General features: G+C 38.3%; 18 protein-coding genes and 1 tRNA gene. 13 read left to right on the top strand and 6 right to left on the bottom strand.

The features are described 5' to 3' along the window. Positions 1 to 63 precede the first annotated feature (63 nt). Positions 64 to 645, bottom strand: coding sequence for a YceI family protein (locus J0M37_08455; protein ID MBN8585113.1), 582 nt, complete (start codon positions 643 to 645; stop codon positions 64 to 66). 194 nt (positions 646 to 839) lie between these two features. On the opposite strand from J0M37_08455, the gene J0M37_08450 reads away from it, so the two are divergent. From J0M37_08450 to J0M37_08415, 8 genes are all read left to right on the top strand, one after another. Beyond that, positions 840 to 1,400, top strand: coding sequence for a DUF4287 domain-containing protein (locus J0M37_08450; GenBank protein ID MBN8585112.1), 561 nt, complete (start codon positions 840 to 842; stop codon positions 1,398 to 1,400). An 18-nt stretch (positions 1,401 to 1,418) separates the two neighbouring features. Continuing rightward, on the top strand, positions 1,419 to 1,808 hold the full coding sequence (locus J0M37_08445; protein ID MBN8585111.1) for a DUF1801 domain-containing protein: 390 nt from the start codon (positions 1,419 to 1,421) through the stop codon (positions 1,806 to 1,808). 376 nt (positions 1,809 to 2,184) lie between these two features. After that, on the top strand, positions 2,185 to 4,383 hold the full coding sequence (katG, locus tag J0M37_08440; protein MBN8585110.1) for a catalase/peroxidase HPI: 2,199 nt from the start codon (positions 2,185 to 2,187) through the stop codon (positions 4,381 to 4,383). Between the two features lie 172 nt (positions 4,384 to 4,555). Then, a complete protein-coding gene (locus J0M37_08435; protein ID MBN8585109.1) occupies positions 4,556 to 5,122 on the top strand; it encodes a dihydrofolate reductase family protein in 567 nt (188 codons plus the stop codon). Positions 5,123 to 5,214: 92 nt separating this feature from the next. Beyond that, positions 5,215 to 5,685 carry a DUF1801 domain-containing protein gene (locus J0M37_08430; GenBank protein MBN8585108.1) on the top strand — a complete coding sequence of 157 codons (471 nt, stop codon included), beginning with the start codon at positions 5,215 to 5,217 and terminating at the stop codon, positions 5,683 to 5,685. 47 nt (positions 5,686 to 5,732) lie between these two features. After that, positions 5,733 to 5,975, top strand: coding sequence for a hypothetical protein (locus J0M37_08425; protein ID MBN8585107.1), 243 nt, complete (start codon positions 5,733 to 5,735; stop codon positions 5,973 to 5,975). Positions 5,976 to 5,977: 2 nt separating this feature from the next. Beyond that, positions 5,978 to 6,367, top strand: coding sequence for a hypothetical protein (locus J0M37_08420; protein ID MBN8585106.1), 390 nt, complete (start codon positions 5,978 to 5,980; stop codon positions 6,365 to 6,367). A gap of 44 nt (positions 6,368 to 6,411) precedes the next feature. After that, the gene (locus J0M37_08415; GenBank protein ID MBN8585105.1) at positions 6,412 to 6,825 is read left to right on the top strand and encodes a DUF1801 domain-containing protein; all 414 of its coding nucleotides are present in this window, start codon (positions 6,412 to 6,414) and stop codon (positions 6,823 to 6,825) included. Positions 6,826 to 6,837: 12 nt separating this feature from the next. On the opposite strand, the gene J0M37_08410 is transcribed toward J0M37_08415, so the two are convergent. The 3 genes from J0M37_08410 to J0M37_08400 form a co-directional block, all read right to left on the bottom strand. Next, positions 6,838 to 7,131 (bottom strand): hypothetical protein, encoded by a 294-nt coding sequence (locus tag J0M37_08410; GenBank protein MBN8585104.1) that lies wholly within the window; start codon positions 7,129 to 7,131, stop codon positions 6,838 to 6,840. Between the two features lie 94 nt (positions 7,132 to 7,225). Then, a tRNA-Asp gene (locus tag J0M37_08405) sits at positions 7,226 to 7,300 on the bottom strand. Positions 7,301 to 7,456: 156 nt separating this feature from the next. Beyond that, positions 7,457 to 9,685 (bottom strand): T9SS type A sorting domain-containing protein, encoded by a 2,229-nt coding sequence (locus tag J0M37_08400; protein ID MBN8585103.1) that lies wholly within the window; start codon positions 9,683 to 9,685, stop codon positions 7,457 to 7,459. A 454-nt stretch (positions 9,686 to 10,139) separates the two neighbouring features. Between J0M37_08400 and J0M37_08395 the strand changes: the two genes are divergently transcribed. After that, on the top strand, positions 10,140 to 10,925 hold the full coding sequence (locus tag J0M37_08395; GenBank protein MBN8585102.1) for a hypothetical protein: 786 nt from the start codon (positions 10,140 to 10,142) through the stop codon (positions 10,923 to 10,925). Between the two features lie 9 nt (positions 10,926 to 10,934). Here J0M37_08395 and J0M37_08390 read toward each other — a convergent pair whose 3' ends face one another. After that, positions 10,935 to 12,164 (bottom strand): radical SAM protein, encoded by a 1,230-nt coding sequence (locus J0M37_08390; protein MBN8585101.1) that lies wholly within the window; start codon positions 12,162 to 12,164, stop codon positions 10,935 to 10,937. Between the two features lie 304 nt (positions 12,165 to 12,468). On the opposite strand from J0M37_08390, the gene J0M37_08385 reads away from it, so the two are divergent. From J0M37_08385 to J0M37_08375, 3 genes are all read left to right on the top strand, one after another. Then, positions 12,469 to 14,214, top strand: coding sequence for an aryl-sulfate sulfotransferase (locus tag J0M37_08385; protein MBN8585100.1), 1,746 nt, complete (start codon positions 12,469 to 12,471; stop codon positions 14,212 to 14,214). Between the two features lie 129 nt (positions 14,215 to 14,343). Further along, on the top strand, positions 14,344 to 14,781 hold the full coding sequence (locus tag J0M37_08380) for a pyridoxamine 5'-phosphate oxidase family protein (GenBank protein ID MBN8585099.1): 438 nt from the start codon (positions 14,344 to 14,346) through the stop codon (positions 14,779 to 14,781). A gap of 278 nt (positions 14,782 to 15,059) precedes the next feature. Then, complete coding sequence (locus J0M37_08375) at positions 15,060 to 16,889, top strand: T9SS type A sorting domain-containing protein (GenBank protein MBN8585098.1); 1,830 nt, start codon at positions 15,060 to 15,062, stop codon at positions 16,887 to 16,889. Between the two features lie 82 nt (positions 16,890 to 16,971). On the opposite strand, the gene J0M37_08370 is transcribed toward J0M37_08375, so the two are convergent. Continuing rightward, the gene (locus J0M37_08370) at positions 16,972 to 17,814 is read right to left on the bottom strand and encodes a universal stress protein (protein MBN8585097.1); all 843 of its coding nucleotides are present in this window, start codon (positions 17,812 to 17,814) and stop codon (positions 16,972 to 16,974) included. Positions 17,815 to 18,053: 239 nt separating this feature from the next. On the opposite strand from J0M37_08370, the gene J0M37_08365 reads away from it, so the two are divergent. After that, positions 18,054 to 18,251 (top strand): T9SS type A sorting domain-containing protein, encoded by a 198-nt coding sequence (locus J0M37_08365; protein ID MBN8585096.1) that lies wholly within the window; start codon positions 18,054 to 18,056, stop codon positions 18,249 to 18,251.

Below are 18,251 nucleotides of genomic sequence, written 5' to 3'. Positions count from 1 at the left end.
ACCCGCTGTAAAGCGGGTTATTTGAATATCTTATAGTTTTATACTTATTTGTTCGGCAACGGCTTATTTTTTTGAAAACTCGCCATCAGCTTTTATCCTTACTTCATCGCTTATTGCAAATTCAGGGAAGTTGGGGCCGATGTTAAAATCAGATCTTTTAAGTGTGCCTAATATCTGCAGCCCGGCAACATCAGCATTGTTCGCCATCGGGTTCTGAATTGTTCCGCGGTGAATAAGATCAACGGTAATTTCCTTTGTAACTCCGTGCATTGTCAGGTTTCCTTTCAGCTTGTACTGTTTATCCCCTGTTTTTTCTATCGATGTGCTTTTGAAAGTCATTGTCGGATATGTAGATGCATCAAAAAAATCAGCGGTTCTTAAATGATTATCGCGCGCTTCTATACCGGTATTAACTGAATTGATATCCGCGGTTAGTTCAATAACCGCATCACTGAAATCAGCCTGGCTTGATGTTACATTGACATCAAACTTTGTGAAATATCCTGTAACATCCGCAATGGAAAGATGCGTAACTGTGAATCCGAGCTTAGAATGATTTGGATCCTGCTTCCAAACCGTCTGCGCTGAGAGGTTAACTGTGAAAACAAATGCCAATAAAACAATAATTTGAGAGATTTTTTTCATGGTTATAATGATTAGTTGAACAAAAATTAGTTTATTGTTATGTGTTGTAACACATATCTATGGTAATAGTTCCCAAAATTTAAAATATTTTTAAAGATTTATTAAAATTTTTCATAAAGAATTATCAATATATTTATTTAATAAATATTAGTTGGTAAATTGTCAGAATTACTAACCAATTTAAGTAATAGTCTATGGATGTAGATAAAGCAACATTAACAATGATAGAAAATCTGCAAAAGAATACCGGCAGATCCCTGGATGAATGGGTGAAAATAGTCCAGAAAGAAAAAATTGAAAAACACGGTGAAATGATCAAATTCCTAAAAGAGAAGCATAAGTTGACACATGGTTATGCTAATCTTATTGCTCACAAATCAAAAGGATCAGATGCAGGCTCTGCCGAAAATAAGGATTCACTTATCGATGCCCAATACAAAGGCAAAGAGCATTTTATTCCGGTTTACGAAAAACTGATGGAACAGATAAATAAATTCGGGAAAGATATTGAAATTGCTCCTAAGAATGCCTACGTCAGCCTGCGGCGTAAAAAACAGTTTGCAATTCTTCAACCGGCCACTAAAACCAGATTTGAAGTCGGAATAAACCTTAAAGGTCAGCCTGCAAAAGGAAAGCTTGAAGAAATTAAAAGCACAAGCTCAATGTGCAGCCATAAGATCAATATATCTGATATCAAGGATATTGATAAAGAAGTTTTTGAATGGCTTAAAAAAGCATATGATAATGCCGGATAAATCAATGCAAATACCATGATAAATAAAGATATTAAGGCTTACAATAACTTACAAAAATCCACAGATAAAAAGATCTGTAATTTACTCGCTGCTCAAATCGATAAAAATCTAAAAGACACGGAAAGTAAAATCTGGCATGCACATCCGGTTTGGTTCATAGGAGGAAATCCCGTGGTTGGTTACCACAAGCTGAAAGACAGCGTCAGGCTTTTATTCTGGAGCGGCCAGTCATTTGAAGAGCCCATATTAAAAAATGAAGGCTCATTTAAAGCTGCTGAGATCAGGTACACATCCCCTGATGAAATTAAGGTTACTCATCTTAAACGATGGCTGAAAAAAGCGCGCGATATTCAATGGGATTACAAAAATATAGTTAAACGAAAAGGTAAGCTTGTTCGGTTGAAGTAAATTAATTTACTTCTGATTCCCAAACTCCGGTTTGGGAATCGTTATTAAACACGTTTTTATAAGACTGCTTCGGCAAAAAACGCCTCACAGAGTATTCCCTGATATCGCAAAGTCTCCAGTAAAAGACTCCGCCAAAAATTAGTACCAATTCGGGTAATTTGTGTAATTAGTGGTTTTTATTTTCCTATATATCCTCATCTGAAACAATAATCACCGGTAACCCGTTATAATTTTTACCTTTAATATTTTTATTTAATCAATTAATTTTAATCATATTTCACTAACATTTTAGCCTGTATAATTTACGGCATACGTTTGCCGTTTTGTACAATTTTTCTCAGAACTAATATCTCTAAACTATAATCTATTCTATATTATGAGTAACAATAATGGAAACGGCAAATGCCCTGTTGCAGGGCATGGTTTCGCCGGCGGCGGAACCAAAAACAGCGACTGGTGGCCAAACCAGCTAAAGCTGAATATTCTGCGCCAGCACTCAGAGCTCTCTGACCCAATGGGTAAGGATTTCAACTACCCCGAAGCTTTTAAGAGCCTTGATTACCAGGCAATAAAAGAGGACCTGAAAAAGCTTATGACAGATTCACAGGACTGGTGGCCGGCAGATTTCGGTCATTACGGTCCCCTGTTTATCAGAATGGCATGGCACTCAGCAGGCACATACCGCGTGGGTGATGGCCGCGGCGGAGCCGGGCAGGGACAGCAGCGTTTTGCACCGCTTAACAGCTGGCCTGATAACGCCAATCTTGATAAAGCGCGCAGGCTGCTTTGGCCTGTTAAACAGAAATACGGACAGAAAATTTCATGGGCTGACCTGATGATATTAACAGGCAACGTTGCGCTGGAATCAATGGGATTCAAAACCTTCGGTTTTGCCGGCGGCAGAGAAGATGTATGGGAACCCGACCAGGATGTTTACTGGGGCAGTGAAGCCAAATGGCTTGAAGGCGATAAACGCTATTCAGGCGAGCGCGATCTTGAAAATCCTTTAGCCGCTGTACAGATGGGTTTGATCTATGTTAACCCTGAGGGTCCCAACGGTAACCCCGACCCCGTTGCTGCAGCAAAAGATATCCGCGAAACTTTCGCGCGCATGGCCATGAACGATGAAGAAACCGTTGCGCTTATTGCAGGCGGACATACATTTGGCAAAACCCACGGCGCAGGCGAGGCAACTCATGTTGGCGTTGAGCCTGAAGCAGGCGATATCACCGAGCAGGGACTGGGCTGGAAATGTGATTTTAACACAGGCATAGGATGTGATACTATTACCAGCGGACTTGAAGTAACTTGGACAACAACTCCCACAAAATGGAGCAATAATTTCTTCTGGAATCTCTTCGGGTATGAGTGGGAGCTAACTAAGAGTCCCGCCGGTGCGAACCAATGGAAGCCAAAAGGCGGAATGGGTGCGAACACAGTTCCCGATGCATTTGACCCCGATAAACGCCAGGAACCCAGAATGCTTACCACCGATCTTGCATTAAGGTTTGATCCTGAATATGAAAAGATCTCACGCCGCTTTATGGAAAATCCGGATCAGTTCGCAGATGCATTTGCACGCGCTTGGTTCAAGCTTACTCACCGCGATATGGGTCCGCGCGCGCGTTATTTAGGACCCGAAGTACCGGAAGAAGTTCTCATCTGGCAGGATCCTATCCCCGCTTGTGACCATGTATTAATAGATGAAAATGATATTGCAGCGCTTAAGGCAAAAATATTAGCTTCAGGACTTTCAGTATCGCAGCTTGTGCTTACAGCATGGGCATCGGCATCAACCTTCCGCGGCTCAGATAAGCGCGGCGGCGCCAACGGTGCGCGTATCAGATTGGCACCGCAGAAGGATTGGGCTGTAAACAATCCCGCTCAGCTTAAAAAAGTGCTTGATGTGCTTGAAGGATTGCAGAAAGAATTTAACGCTTCGCAAAAAGGCGGCAAAAAGGTTTCACTTGCCGATATGATTGTGCTTGCAGGAACTGCTGCTGTTGAAAAGGCAGCTAAAGATGCGGGCTACAGTGTTAAGGTTGATTTCACCCCCGGCAGAATGGACGCTTCACAGGAAGAGACTGATGTTGATTCATTTAAATTCCTTGAGCCTGCTGCTGATGGCTTCCGTAATTACTTAAGGACGAAGTTCACAGTTTCAACAGAAGAATTGCTGGTAGATAAGGCTCAATTGCTGAACTTAACTGCCCCTGAAATGACCGCGCTTGTTGGCGGTATGCGCGCTATGGGCACAAACTGGGATGGCAGCAAACACGGTGTGTTTACCAAACGCGCTGAGCAGCTTACCAATGATTTCTTTACTAACCTGCTTGATATGACAACGGTATGGAAAGCTACCGATGAAACAAACGAAATATTTGAAGGCAAGGACCGTAAAACCGGCGAGCTGAAATGGACAGCCACAAGGGCTGATCTTATCTTCGGCTCAAACAGCGAGCTTCGCGCTCTCGCTGAAGTCTACGCAAGCGATGACGCAAAGGAAAAATTCGTTAATGACTTTGCCGCAGCATGGGCAAAGGTAATGAATAATGACAGATTTGATGTGAAGTAAGATATAATAATTGAGTAAGTGAAAAAAAGCACCTGGATGAAAATTCAGGTGCTTTTTTGTTGACCAAACTTTCAACCTAATGACTACAAAAATATTACCCTAATTAGTATATTTGCCCTCATTGCCGGATACTAATACAATTAAACACAGGACTAAAAATTAAACAGCAATCATGAGAAAAGTAATCGCCGCATTCAATATGACACTTGACGGATATTGCGACCATACTTCTGGCATACCGGCTGATGAGATACATTACCACTATGCCCGTTTGCTGGATGAAGCGGGAGTTATACTCTATGGCAGAACTACATACCAGCTTATGGAGTACTGGAGGGATATATTAAAGAATCCCACAGGTGAAAAGCATATGGATGATTTTGCCGCGGCAATTGATAGGGTCCCTAAGCTGGTTTTTTCGCGTACGCTGAATAGTGTTGACTGGGCAAGCGCAAGGCTTGCCGCCCGCGGACTTGCCGAAGAAGTAAATGAGCTTAAGCAGCAGCCGGGTAAAGATATTTATGTATCTAGTCCAAGCTTAATATGGCAGTTTACACAGCTAGGCTTAATTGATGAGTACCAGCTATGCATTCACCCCGTAATTGCAGGCAGCGGCTTGCCGCTGTTTAAGAATATAACGGATAAGATCACCCTAAAGCTCACAAAAACAAAGCAGTTTGATTTTGGCGGGGTGATACTATATTATGAGCCGGCTGATATGACCCCCTCGTCCGCCTGAGGCGGACACTCCCCCTTAGTAAGGGGGAGATGTTTACAAGACCAACAAAGGTGAAAAAGAAACAAAGAATATATATAACTAAAAATCTAAATATGAAAGCACCGGGAAAAACAGTTAAGGAAATATTGGCTAACGTGCCTGAAGAAAGGCATGAAGCTTTTAATAAGCTGCATAATGTAATTGTTAAGAATCTGCCAAAAGGATTTGAAGCGGCAATCAGCTATGGCGGGCTTGGTTACGTGGTTCCGCATAAGATCTACCCCGCAGGTTACCACTGCAAACCCAGTGAGCCGCTTCCGTTTGCGGGCATAGCTTCGCAAAAGGATTCTATTAATTTTTACCACATGGGTGTTTACGCTGACCCGAGATTGTTAAAATGGTTTGTCAGTGAGTATCCCAAGCACAGCAAACAGAAACTTGATATGGGCAAAAGCTGCGTACGATTCAAGAAGCTGGATGATATCCCCTACAAGCTGATCGGTGAACTGATGAAAAAGATGAGTGTTAAAGACTGGATAGAGATGTATGAGAAGAATTATAACCCAAAGAAAAAGAAGAAATAAAAAAAATTTTTAAAACAATAAAATGTAAATTATTTATAGATATTGATATGCCTCCAATAGATCAACGTAATATGCTTGATGAAGAGCCCTTTGATTACAAAGAGCTAAAGGATAACAAAGTTCAGATATACTGGAATAATAAGCCTGTTATGCTCCTAAAAGGAGCTGAAGCGCTTAAACTATTAAAAAGACTTGAAAATTCAGAAGGCAAACAAACACAATTGATCCTTGCAAAAGTAACAGGCAATTTTAAACGCGGCAACGAAAAGAATTCTTCTATATTCAGCTGAGAATGCTTAAGATTTATTCTTCTGAATTTCACGATATAAAACTTATTATTACCGGTACAGATGAGCCTAATAACGGCAGAATGCTTTGGGTAGCAGATTTATTTGTTAATAATGTTGATGTAACAGAAAAATACTTTGGAAGCTGGAACAGGCTGAACGAAAATCTGGATAATTATGTAATGGATTCGCCGGACGGCAAATTTGTATTTATACCCGCCGAAGGCGGCGGATTTTTGATAGATACTTTATCTCTCCAAAAGATAAGCCTGCCTTATAAAGAGCTTTCCACAATAAAGTTTCTGAAAAATGAATTTTCAGGGGAAAATTTATATTTATTTTATACCGATGAGAATGTAAAGATAGAGATCAGTAATATTGATAATAACATTTGAATGCCCGAAAAATATAAACTAAAAAATAAATAAAAAATAATATTATGGGAAAGCTCGCCGAAATAAAGACCAAACAAACTGAGTTAAGCGTCGAGGATTTTATTAATTCTTTAAAAAGTGAGGAGCAGCGAAAAGACAGTTTAGTTCTTTTAAAGCTGATGAAAAAAGCTACTAAGGAAAAGCCAAAGATATGGGGAAGATCAATGATAGGTTTCGGTAAGAAAATATACAAGAGTCCCGCAACAGGCCGCGAAGTTGAGTGGTTTAAAATGGGATTCTCACCCAGAAAAGCTAATCTGTCTCTTCATCTTATAATTGATATGAAAAAATATTCAGGTGAGCTTAAGAAGCTTGGCAAGCATAAAACCGGTGCGGGCTGTCTATACATAAACAAGCTTGCTGATATTGATATTAAAGTTCTTGAAAAGCTGATAGGGATTTCGGCTATGGCAAAGTAGCAGTGGTGAATATCAATCATCTCTTCCCCTTAGCAGGCTCACCCTGTAAGGGAAAATTTCAGGTTTCATAATTCCGGCAATAACTGCGGGATCGTTATTCATGATATCACGGGCTTCTTCTTCGCTTTCGGTTTCAACCACAGATAACCCAAATTCACCCGTTGTAACAGGACCCGCCATAACCAGCTTTCCTTCTTTTAATTTTTGTTTAAGATACTCAAAATGTCTGCTCATTATTTCAGATTCCGCCTCTGTCATTGTTTCAATGAAATTTTCTCTGGGTCGTTTAATTATAAGAAACTGCATAAATCAAAAATTTGAATTTTAAATATTTAAATGCATCAATCAACAAATAATATACGCAAAAAAACCGCCAAAATTGACGGTTTTTATTGTTTTGCGGAACCGACGAGACTCGAACTCGCGACCTCCTGAGTGACAGTCAGGCGTTCTAACCAAACTGAACTACGGCTCCAAAATCTGATTATCTACAAATTTAAGCAAAATTCAGAAATTTTACAAATCATAATTTAAGGTATATATATAAAAACAGGGTTAATTTGAAAAATAATAAAAAAGGCAGCCAATTTTTCAATTGGCTGCCCTATTGAATTAAAAAAGATGTAATTAACTATTTAACGAGAACCATCTTTTTTGCATCTGTAAAGCTGCCGGTATTTATCCTGTAAATATAAACACCGCTTGAAAGTGCTGATGCGTTGAAATCGACTGAATAGCTGCCTGCTGTTTTAAAAGCGTCAACAACTGTTGCAACTTCTTCGCCAAGTATAGTGTATATCTTTATTGAAACAAACCCGTTTGTTTTTATGTCATAATTAATTGTTGTAACAGGGTTGAACGGGTTCGGATAATTCTGTCCGAGTAAATAATTATCAGGAACATTTGGATTACCATTATTTACAGGTGTGAAATCTTCAGTATATACCTGTGTATTTGTAACAGCGGCAGTACCATTGTATCCTGATGCTACTATTAACTTATATCCATATTGACCTGAACTTACACTTCCTAAATATGCGCCAAGTACCGGTGTAGTTAAATTGGGTTTAACGCTCCATGTATTTGTTGCAGGATTATATGAATAACATTTATTCGGTGTATCAGGAATCCACCAGGTTGTTGATGATGCTGAAGTGGTTCCGGTTGTCATTATGACTTCACTTGCGAACCACGGTGCCATATCGGTTTTCCAAACTGTACCAATCGGATTCACCGCACCCGTTGTCCATGTAATAGTGCTTCTGTCTGACTGGCTGATAGCGCCTTCGTAAGTAACCGAGCCCGGAACTGCGCCCTGAATTCCGCCTGAATAAACCATTGTATTGCCTGTTATAGCAAATCCTCCGCCAAAGCATGCACCAGGCATAGGTGTTCCGGTTCTCCACGTTCCTGAAATTGCATTATAAACGTGTATTGTAGCAACCGGGTTAGTTCCATCGTTACCTGCTGCAACGTATATCAAGCTATCCTGGTAACCGGCAGCTTTGCACCATCCTAGTGTTGCAACCGGAAGTACTGTGCCTGTTGACCAGGTGTTGGCGTTAATATTGTACTTATAAAGTGTGTTACTGTAGGTTGTTCCGTTGCTGCCGGCAATTGCATATAATGTATCTTTAACAATTGCTGTACCTAACACCACTCTTGCAAGCGGCAGCGGGGCACCTGAGCTCCACGTATTTGTTTTTACATTATACTTATACAAAGCAGTTGTGTTTGGAGCGTTTCCGCCTAATGCAAACAGCCATGCAGTATCATTGCCTGGTTTGTTGTACCCAACACCGCTGCCTAAATATGAACCTGCTGTAATAACATTTCCTGAAGTCCAGGTTGCGGCAGTAATAGTAACAGATTTTATTAATGTATCATTTGACCTGTCAAGATCACCTGATGATTGTGTAATAACTTTTACAGAATAAGTTCCTACAGCAGGTGTCCAGTTTGCAAATGTTACCTGGCTTGTTGTACCGGCTGCCAGTGATGTAACATTAATTGTTGATGTATAAGAACCCGGTGTGATTGACATTGTTACAGGAAATGTCTCAGCACTTGAACCGAAGTTCTTCACTGTTGCTTTGGGTGCAATTGTTCCCGGAAGCTGCGGTGTGTTCACATCAACTGAAATTGTACCAACATCATGTGCCAGAAGCGGTGTAACTGCTACATCATCAACATACATATCATTGCCATACTGGCTTGTAGCTTTCATTATAATATAGTTCGTTGCTGTATTAAATGATGCGGGAATGGTAAATTCATAGTAATACCATCCGTTCGGACCCGTTTCAACCGGGGCAAGTCCTCTTGCCCTGTTAATTGAAAGCAGAAGAGTTGCGCCTGTGGAATTAGGTGCAGTATTGATCATAAAATCAACTTTATCAGCAGTCGTATTGTAGCCATCATCTCTAAGCATCCAGAAACCAAGCTTTGCCTGACCTGAGGTTAAGCTGAATACTGATGAAACAAGTGTAGCAATGGTGCCTGTGGAATAAGTCCAGCTTACAAATTCTGCCATTCCGGCTCCGCTGTGCGGGGTAAAACCGGTCGGGTGAGCGCTTGTAGTGGCTCTTGTCCACAATCCTGTTCCGCTTTCCTGCAGGTTCAGCCAGCCTGTCGGCGGGAATGTAGTCCCGTCAAAGCTTTCTGACCATAACGGCGGTGTTAATCCTGATGGTACCCTGTCATGATTGGAAGGTGCCTGGTATTTAAGTACTTCCATTGAAGCAGGTATGCTTACTGCATTTGTATTCTGCGGCTCAGGCTCTTTTGATTGATATAACCCGAAACCAACAAGCAGTATTAAACTGAATAAAACAGTAATTGTTTGCAGTTTTTTTGCCATTTTTTTGGTTGTTTAATTTTTCAGATAGAGTTTATTAGAAAAGAAAAAATAAAAAAGTGACGTCTGTTATATTTTTTATTATTAAAATGTTCCGGTGTGAAATATATAATAAGATTACAGCGCGGAATTCTTTCGGGAAATAAAATTTCGCGGATAGTGGTAATTTGACGGATGAATAAATATTCTGAAGGGAAAATAAAGCAGCTCATTTAATCATACTTTCACATGATCATATGGATCAGTATATAAAAATCATTTTGTGAACGATTGCAAATTAATTTTCAGCATTTGCTCATTCAATCCATAATAAAATGTTCAAAAAATGCCTGCGATTAATATCATAATTGTTAATGATAATTATTTTTGTGATCTTTAAATTATTAGTCAAAACCTTTGAATCCTTTATAATGTTAATTAGTAAGTGGTAATATTTTTAAATAATTAAAATTAGGATATGAATCTAAATAAAGATCTATCAATAATTATTTTTTCAGTATTAGCAATTTCTTTTTTTACAGGCTGCAGTAAAACCGGGCATTATGAAAAAGGAATGGAGCTGCTTTCTGAAAAAAAATATGTTGAAGCTATTTCTGAGTTTCAGAAAATTGATGCCGGCGAAAGGGATTTCAGGCTTGCACAGTCAAAAATAGCATATTTACAGGGATTGCAGTCATTTAATGACAGCCTCTTCAGCGCTGCTGAAGTTCAGCTTGTAAGGGTCGCTGGCGATGATGAGTTTTACCATGAATCTCAGCTTATGCTCGATAAGATAAACAAGCGGAAATTAAGCACACTAATCCCGAAAACTGATACGTTGATAGTCAGAGAAGAAGAGACCGGGTCCAAAGGAGAAGAAAAAACACAGGATAAAGTTAAGGTTGAAACAGAAACTGATATTGATATCACAAAAAAATTCTCTCAGCAGCAAAGATCGCTGATAAAAAATTTCCAGTCTGCTTATGCCAATGCATATTCAGCTTCAAACGATTCCAAAAAGAAATATCTGGATGATATGAGGTCAATTTCAGAAAGACTTAATGCCTTAAGCTATAATGCCAAGGAAAAAGATCCTTCGGTTCTTGAGCTTAGAAAAAGAGCAACTGCCTGGATGAATAAGCGGATAGAATTCATACAAAAGCTTATTCAGGATAGATCAGAAAAAGAAACCAATACTTCCCGCTCTTTAAAGGAAGAAGGCGACAAGCTGTATTACGGGGTTACACAGCTCTTGAAAAAATAATATAAAAAGTTATTTTACAGTGCTGGCTTCAAGTTTCCGGGCCAGATCTTTCGGATATGTCCTGATATTATATCCGTACTTCAATTGTTCTTCCATTCTGCATGAATAGACCAGCTGACCGTTCCAAACAGTCATATCAGGACAACCGTCACACATGCTTTGCCTGCCGTCCTCCAGGAAATCCACCGGCTGGATTATCATTATTGACTGGTAATAAAGCTTACTGAATATTCTGAATGGATTTTTGATGTATTTAAAAAATGTTTTTCTCAGTTTTTTATCGAACAATCCCATTAGCAGCATCGATCTCCCCTTTTTGTTCATTTGGGGACGGGTATAAGATAGATATTTCCCGTACATCAGGTGATATGCTGTCTGCACAATTTCCATTGCCTTGCTGCCCATATACCCGAAAATTCTTTTCTTATTTCCAAGCCTTCCGCTTAACAGCCATTTAAAAGAATCAGCCTTTTCTGAACCGTTAAGATATGCGCATGGATCAAAATCAGGATACGATTTACGAATAACCTCAACAACTTCATCAGCCATAATATCAACTCTGTCAGGTACATCTTCATTATAAACCAGAGAGCTCATGTCTATCTTCTTTGGCCCGAGATACCAGTCAACATCCCTGTTATCAACTGCTCGGTAAATGATAAATACCATTACATTAACTATATCAATATTTTTATGCGCCCATTTAAGCATATCCGGAATATCAATAAGCGTATCTTCGTAAATTGTTGAATTGAATGAACATGAAATTCCGCCTTCGGCTGCAAGCATTTTTGCGTACTTATAACGCAGTTCGTTGAGCTCAACTTCATCAGCATTTTTCCAGCCGGGACGGTTTTGTTTACTATCTATATGAAAAGTAAATCCATATACTCCGGCAAGCTTCAGCTCATGCAGCAGCTCGGGGGTTAACGCTATCCCGTTTGTGTTTACTATTGGCTTATAGCCAAGCTCTGCAATCATCTTCACTATATCAACTATCTGCGGATGCAGCAGCGGTTCACCGCCTGCAATTGAAATACTGTCGGATTTCCTGTAATGTTTAAAAACATTCAGCTCTTCCTTAATTTCATGTAAAGTTTTATGGCTGTTCACTTCATTTTTGCGGTAACAGCCAAGACAGGCAAGATTGCATTTTGCGGTCGGCTCCAGCCATGAAATGATATTATCAGAAAGATTCCACGGCAGGCGGTAATAATCCAGGTGATTTAACCTGTTCATAATACCCTCCTTAAAAATCAAAAATATTCGGAATTTAAAATTTGGTAAATATAATATAAGGGTTATAGGTAATAATATGATTTTCATCAAGAATTAACATGATAAATGTTGAATAGTTAGTTTTAAAAATTAAATTTTTCTTACATAAATGTACATAAATTCCTACATCACTCTAACTGATAAAACGATGTTATTGTAATAGCTTAGATTAATGAAATCAATTACTTTTTATAAATTAAAAATCCTTGTAAAAAAAATTATAAATTCACTAATTTGAAGTGAAAATAAAATTTAAAAATACTATATGAAATTCATTCTACTATATTTGCTTATTGCAGTAAAGTTGTTTCCAAACGAGATAATTTATACTGACCCTGTAAAAGGAAGTATTATGGTTCAGCCTGAAAATAATATTTCAATTGGCTATAAAGATCCTTTACTAGTTACAAATATTGACGAAATACTTAAATGTATCAAAGTAGAAGGCTCTATAGGCGGAATTTATAATGGCTCAATTTTAATTACAGAAACAAACAAAAAAATAATTTTTAAGCCAAATAATCCATTTTTACCCGGAGAAAAAGTAAACATTGAATTAACTGCATATTTGAGTAAAAGAAATAAGACCGGGACTGAAACTTACAGTTATTCTTTTAAAATAGCTGATAAAAAAATTATTTGCGATCCTGTAAAAACTATGGAAAGGGAAACAGGAATGATTTTAAATACCCAGGTTATGCAGGCAGCACCGCCGGAATTGATAATTTCTGTTAACAATAATCCTTACCCGGGCAAATTTTTTCTGGCACCTTTAGCCGGTTACTCATACAATTCAATTATTAATAATAACGGAAGTTCATTTTGGTATCAGCAGTATTCAGTTTTTACATATGATTTTAAAATGCATCCTAATGGTAATTTAACATATTTTGCAAGTAACCCTCCGCGATTTATTGAAATGGACCGTAATTATAATTTTGTTCATACGTATACCAGTGGAAATGGGTATACAACAGATATGCACGATATCCAAATTCAGCCGAATGGCAATGCTTACCTGATGGCTTACGATCCGCAGCATGTTGATATGAGTCAAATTGTTCGCGGAGGTAATCCTAATGCGACTGTAATTGGCTTGATCATTCAGGAAGTAGACCTTCAGAACAATGTACTTTTCCAGTGGAGAAGCTGGGATCATATGCAGATAACTGATGCTGTAAGAGAAAACCTGCTGGATTCTGTAATTGATTACGTACACGGGAATGCAATTGAAATTGATAACGATAATAACATATTGATATCTTCCAGGCATCTTGATGAAATTACTAAAATAAACCGCTCCACCGGAAATATCATGTGGAGATTCGGCGGTAAAAACAATATGTTCACTATTTATAATGACTCAATGCAGTTCAGGCATCAGCATGATATCAGGAGAATAAGCAATGGCAATATTACTTTTTTTGATAATGGTACATTCAGATCACCTGATTTTGCCCGGGCAGTTGAATATAACATAAATGAAGTGAACCTGACAGCTGATTTGGTCTGGCAGTTTCAAAGATATCCCCAGGCAATTGCTCCTTGGGGTGGAAATGTTCAGCGGCTGCCTAATGGAAATACTTTAATTGCATGGGGAGGCAGCTATAATACTCTAACAGAAGTTACACCCGGGGGAACTGTAGTGTTTGATGCTTCGTATCCTCCGGGAGTAAATACCTATCGCGGATATAAATATATTTACCCGCCTGATCCTACTGGGATTAATTCAACTGAAAATGAACCAGTGAGTTTTAAATTAGAACAGAACTATCCTAATCCATTTAATCCGCAAACTACAGTTAAATTCTCTCTTATTGAACCTGCAGTAACTTCTATAATTATATACGATATTAAAGGGTCATTAATTAAACATTGTTTTTCTGGGTTTTTGAGTAAAGGGTCTCATACTTTAGTGATTGACGGAAAAGAGATTTCAAGTGGTATTTATTTTTATCAATTGATATCAGGAAAATATACTGATACCCGTAAAATGATATTAGTTAAATAATCGGAATAATTCTTCTTTATATATTAATTTTGCAGTTATTTACTATTTAAATAATTGAGGTTAGTTTTTAAAATCCATATATTTGCATTCTATCCATCTGAAAAATTAATATATATAGGAGCAAAACCAATGGTTGAAACACTTAACAATGAAGTAGAAGCAAAGATCCAAGAGATCCTTGAAGGCAACAATGCAATAATGCTGGCTACAACCGGCACAGATTACTCACCATGGATACTTGGCGCTTACTATGTAAGCAAAGGGCTGGATATCTACCTGCTGGTAGAAAAAGGCGGTAAAAGCTTTGCCAATATTGCGCAGAATAAGAATGTTGCATATTCAATTTCACAAAATGATGCTACAAAAGATTTCCTTCAGGGTAAAGCTGTAGTTGAAATTCTGCCGGAGGAAGAGGAAGCAAACGTAAGAGCAATGCTCGTTGAAAAGATGCCGTGGTACCAGACATTTGTGCCAATGGTTCCGGTAAAAATAGTTTCATCAAAAATATTTGTTACATCACTTCAAAATGGCTGGTTCCCTGCCAAAGTTCTTGAAAATATGAACTGATTCTTATACAAAAATTATACAAAACCCCGCTATAAGCGGGGTTTTCCATTTTTTAACTCTCAGCGATAAAAATCATTTTACTGATTAAATCCTTGATTATTTAATCCTTTTTTACCAAGTTAATAGTATAAAACACATTTATTCATAGCAATGATATTTGGGTTTTACCCTTTAAGAGTAGTTGCTTTCATCCATCAATATCCATTTTTTTTAGGAAATTCAGATTCATAATTTCTAATTTCAGGGGTTATATCCCTAAACTAAAAATAAAATAAGCTATGAAAACAAGATGTCCTCATTTCTTCAGGAATGCTGCTGCATTCTTTGTTTTGCTTTTGGCTCTTACCGCCAATTTATTTACCCAGCCTCAATATTATAATTACAACACAACAGGCTCAACAAACTCATTTCCATGGAATATAGCCGGCGGAAAACAAATTCAGGTATTATTCTTACCGGGCGATTTTAATCAGCCTACTCCGGCACCAAACGGAAATATTACAAGCGTATCATTCAGACTTGCTGCTACACTTGGACCTTATACATATACAAATGTAGTTATTAAAATGGGACAGGCTGCAGGCTTAACTACCTTTGCAGCCAGCCAGTGGTATGCAGGAGCTATGACAACTGTGTACACAAGAGCATCTGTTCAGCTTGGAGGCAATGCAAACGAATGGATGACTATAACACTGGATACACCATTTCCTTATGATAATTCACAAAGTTTAATAGTTGATATTCAGCAGTGCTCAGCAGCCGGCGCTACCGGTTTCAGTACAGGTACAACAACATTAACAGGATTCAGAAGAAATACCTCATTAACTACATCAGCCTGCCCGTTTGTATGGGGACAGCAGAGCGGAACTACACCGCATATGGGTATTAATGTTGCCCCTGCTTCAGTAACATGCAGCTACACCTGGGCAAACCAAACATCAGGAACTACATCATTATTATATTCTGTAAAAACTGTAAGCAATTTGATAGGCTGGGCTGTTGGCGCAGCTGGTACTGTTCGCAGAACAACTGATGGGGGAACTACATGGACAAATGGTAACCCGAACCCCGGAGTTATAACCGGCGATATTTACAATGTAGAAGCACTTGATGCTAACACAGCATGGGTAACCACTTCACCCGGCGCTACATTTATTTATAAAACTACCAATGGGGGAACCAACTGGACACAGGTTTATACTGTAGCCGGTGGATTCATAAACGCTATCAAAATGGTTTCAGCAACAAACGGGTATGCGTTCGGAGACCCATTAGCAGGAAACTGGCTGCTGCTTCAAACTACCGATGGCGGCAATAACTGGACTTCACTTGCAACTATCGCAGGCACCGGTGACGGCAGAAACAACTGTGTACAGGTATCACTGCCTAACATGTGGTTTGGTTCAGGCCAGGGAACAATATGGAAATCGACAAATTCAGGTTTAAACTGGACAAGTGTTGCTACCACAGGCCTGGCAGGACAGGTTCTTGGTATAAGGTTTAACAATACAACAACAGGACTTGGAGGCGGCGCTACAATGGTTAAATCAACCGATGGCGGCACTTCATATGCATTACTGCCCGCATCCGGAACCGGAAATATATCAGGCATACAGGGTTCAGGAAATGATTTCTGGTATACCCGCGGAACAGGCATATTCAGAAGCACAGATAACGGTACAACATGGACCCAGGTTCATACTCATACCGGTACTCAGAATGATATTTCATTAGTTACAGATGGAAGCGGCTGTATGACAGGCTGGTCATGCGGTGCATCAGGAACAATCGCAAAAATGACAGGCGTTCCGGTTGCAGTCAATGAACCTTCAACACAGATTCCTTCTGTATATATGCTTGAACAGAACTATCCGAACCCGTTCAACCCGACAACAAATATAACTTTCGCTCTGCCGAAATCAGGCGTAGTAACATTAAAGGTATATGATGTGCTGGGTAAAGAAGTTGCATCACTTGTAAATTCATTTACAAACGCAGGTACACACGTTGTTCCGTTTGATGCTTCATCACTTTCAAGCGGTGTATATATTTACAAAATAACAACAGGTGAATTTACCGACAGCAAAAAAATGGTTCTTATTAAATAAGAATAAGCTGTTTTAAGGTAGTAAAAACCCCGCTTTTTAGCGGGGTTTTTATTTTTTCCAGGTATTCAGATTCGATTACAGATCAAATATCCACTGTTAAAACGGGTATATTCGAAGTTCTTGTAATTGATTCTGAGATCCTGTCAGTAAACAGCCTTTTAAACCCTTTTTTCCTGTGAACTCCAATCACGAGAAGATCAGCTTTTGATTTTCTGCAATATTCACTAATTCCAGCTTCCGGAGTTATTGAATCTTTAATAATAAAATCAAATTCTGCATTGTACTTTTTTGATAAATTACGCATCTGTCCTATTGCATAAGTACTTCTGATAGAATCTTGCGGGGTATTAATTCTGAGGATGTCAATTTTAGCGTTAAAATGTTTTAACTGTTCCCAGGCTTGATTAATAACCTTCCGAGCTTTATGCTCAAGATCGGTCGCGAATACAATTTTTCTGAAATTATACTGTTTAACCTCTTCCCTAACAATCAAAACTGGCTTTTGGGTCAATCTAAATATACGCTCAGAGTTTGTTCCAAGGTATCTTTTCTTCAAATCAGAAACTCCATGAGTACCCATCACTATCAGCCCAGTCTTTTTAGTATCAATAAAGTTTAAAATTCCTTTATAAACATTGGAATCTACAAAAATATAAGGTGTAATTTTAACCCTTTTATTATTTAATTTTTCAATTACTTTTTTCAAATTTGAAAATGATTCCTTTTTTATCGCATCCAGAAATTTCCGAATATTTAAGCTGCGGTAATCTTGTGACTTTAAACCTGAAGATTTAATTGTAAACGGATCTATTACAATGTATAAAAGGTTAATATTTGTATTTTGTTTTTCGGCTAATGATACTGCCAAATTTAATGCATATTCTGCGGTTTTTGAAAAATCAAACGGTACAAGTATATTTTTCATTTTTACAAAGTTAAATTTAATAAATCGTGGTTATTTTTACATTTAAAACAATATTAATAATTTATTAATTCCACTTGGTATTATTTTATTTCCCTCATTATTTACGTAATTTTCTTTCAAATCCAGTTTCGATCTTCTGTTATTTCAATTGAAATCAACTCTTACAAAACAATTTGGTCATATAAGCATCATTGCTCTCTGTATGTTTTATTAGCCTGTAAACACAGCTTACATTCAGTATTCCGGTTAAAGGATATACTGTAATAGAAATATTCAATTCAGTGGGCCAGATTATAATCATTCCTGTAAAAAGTGTTCTGGAAGCTGGAAGTTATTCAATAAGAATTAATTTTGCAGCATATAGTTCAGGTATATATTTCTGCAGGTTCCGCTCCGGGCAATTTACAAAATCACTGAAAATGCTCTATATTAAATAA

The organism is Ignavibacteria bacterium (assembly GCA_017303675.1).
Lineage (GTDB): Bacteria > Bacteroidota > Ignavibacteria > Tepidaquicellales > OLB5 > OLB5.
Note: the sequence above shows the minus strand (reverse complement) of the source record. Positions and strands in the feature narration are given on the sequence as shown.

Bases quoted from the DNA above. Each gene is read 5' to 3' on its own strand.
- J0M37_08455 (MBN8585113.1), bottom strand. From the start codon at position 645: ATGAAAAAAATCTCTCAAATTATTGTTTTATTGGCATTTGTTTTCACA.
- J0M37_08450 (MBN8585112.1), top strand. From the start codon at position 840: ATGGATGTAGATAAAGCAACATTAACAATGATAGAAAATCTGCAAAAG.
- katG (MBN8585110.1), top strand. From the start codon at position 2,185: ATGAGTAACAATAATGGAAACGGCAAATGCCCTGTTGCAGGGCATGGT.
- J0M37_08435 (MBN8585109.1), top strand. From the start codon at position 4,556: ATGAGAAAAGTAATCGCCGCATTCAATATGACACTTGACGGATATTGC.
- J0M37_08430 (MBN8585108.1), top strand. From the start codon at position 5,215: ATGAAAGCACCGGGAAAAACAGTTAAGGAAATATTGGCTAACGTGCCT.
- J0M37_08425 (MBN8585107.1), top strand. From the start codon at position 5,733: ATGCCTCCAATAGATCAACGTAATATGCTTGATGAAGAGCCCTTTGAT.
- J0M37_08420 (MBN8585106.1), top strand. From the start codon at position 5,978: ATGCTTAAGATTTATTCTTCTGAATTTCACGATATAAAACTTATTATT.
- J0M37_08415 (MBN8585105.1), top strand. From the start codon at position 6,412: ATGGGAAAGCTCGCCGAAATAAAGACCAAACAAACTGAGTTAAGCGTC.
- J0M37_08410 (MBN8585104.1), bottom strand. From the start codon at position 7,131: ATGCAGTTTCTTATAATTAAACGACCCAGAGAAAATTTCATTGAAACA.
- J0M37_08400 (MBN8585103.1), bottom strand. From the start codon at position 9,685: ATGGCAAAAAAACTGCAAACAATTACTGTTTTATTCAGTTTAATACTG.
- J0M37_08395 (MBN8585102.1), top strand. From the start codon at position 10,140: ATGAATCTAAATAAAGATCTATCAATAATTATTTTTTCAGTATTAGCA.
- J0M37_08390 (MBN8585101.1), bottom strand. From the start codon at position 12,164: ATGAACAGGTTAAATCACCTGGATTATTACCGCCTGCCGTGGAATCTT.
- J0M37_08385 (MBN8585100.1), top strand. From the start codon at position 12,469: ATGAAATTCATTCTACTATATTTGCTTATTGCAGTAAAGTTGTTTCCA.
- J0M37_08380 (MBN8585099.1), top strand. From the start codon at position 14,344: ATGGTTGAAACACTTAACAATGAAGTAGAAGCAAAGATCCAAGAGATC.
- J0M37_08375 (MBN8585098.1), top strand. From the start codon at position 15,060: ATGAAAACAAGATGTCCTCATTTCTTCAGGAATGCTGCTGCATTCTTT.
- J0M37_08370 (MBN8585097.1), bottom strand. From the start codon at position 17,814: ATGAAAAATATACTTGTACCGTTTGATTTTTCAAAAACCGCAGAATAT.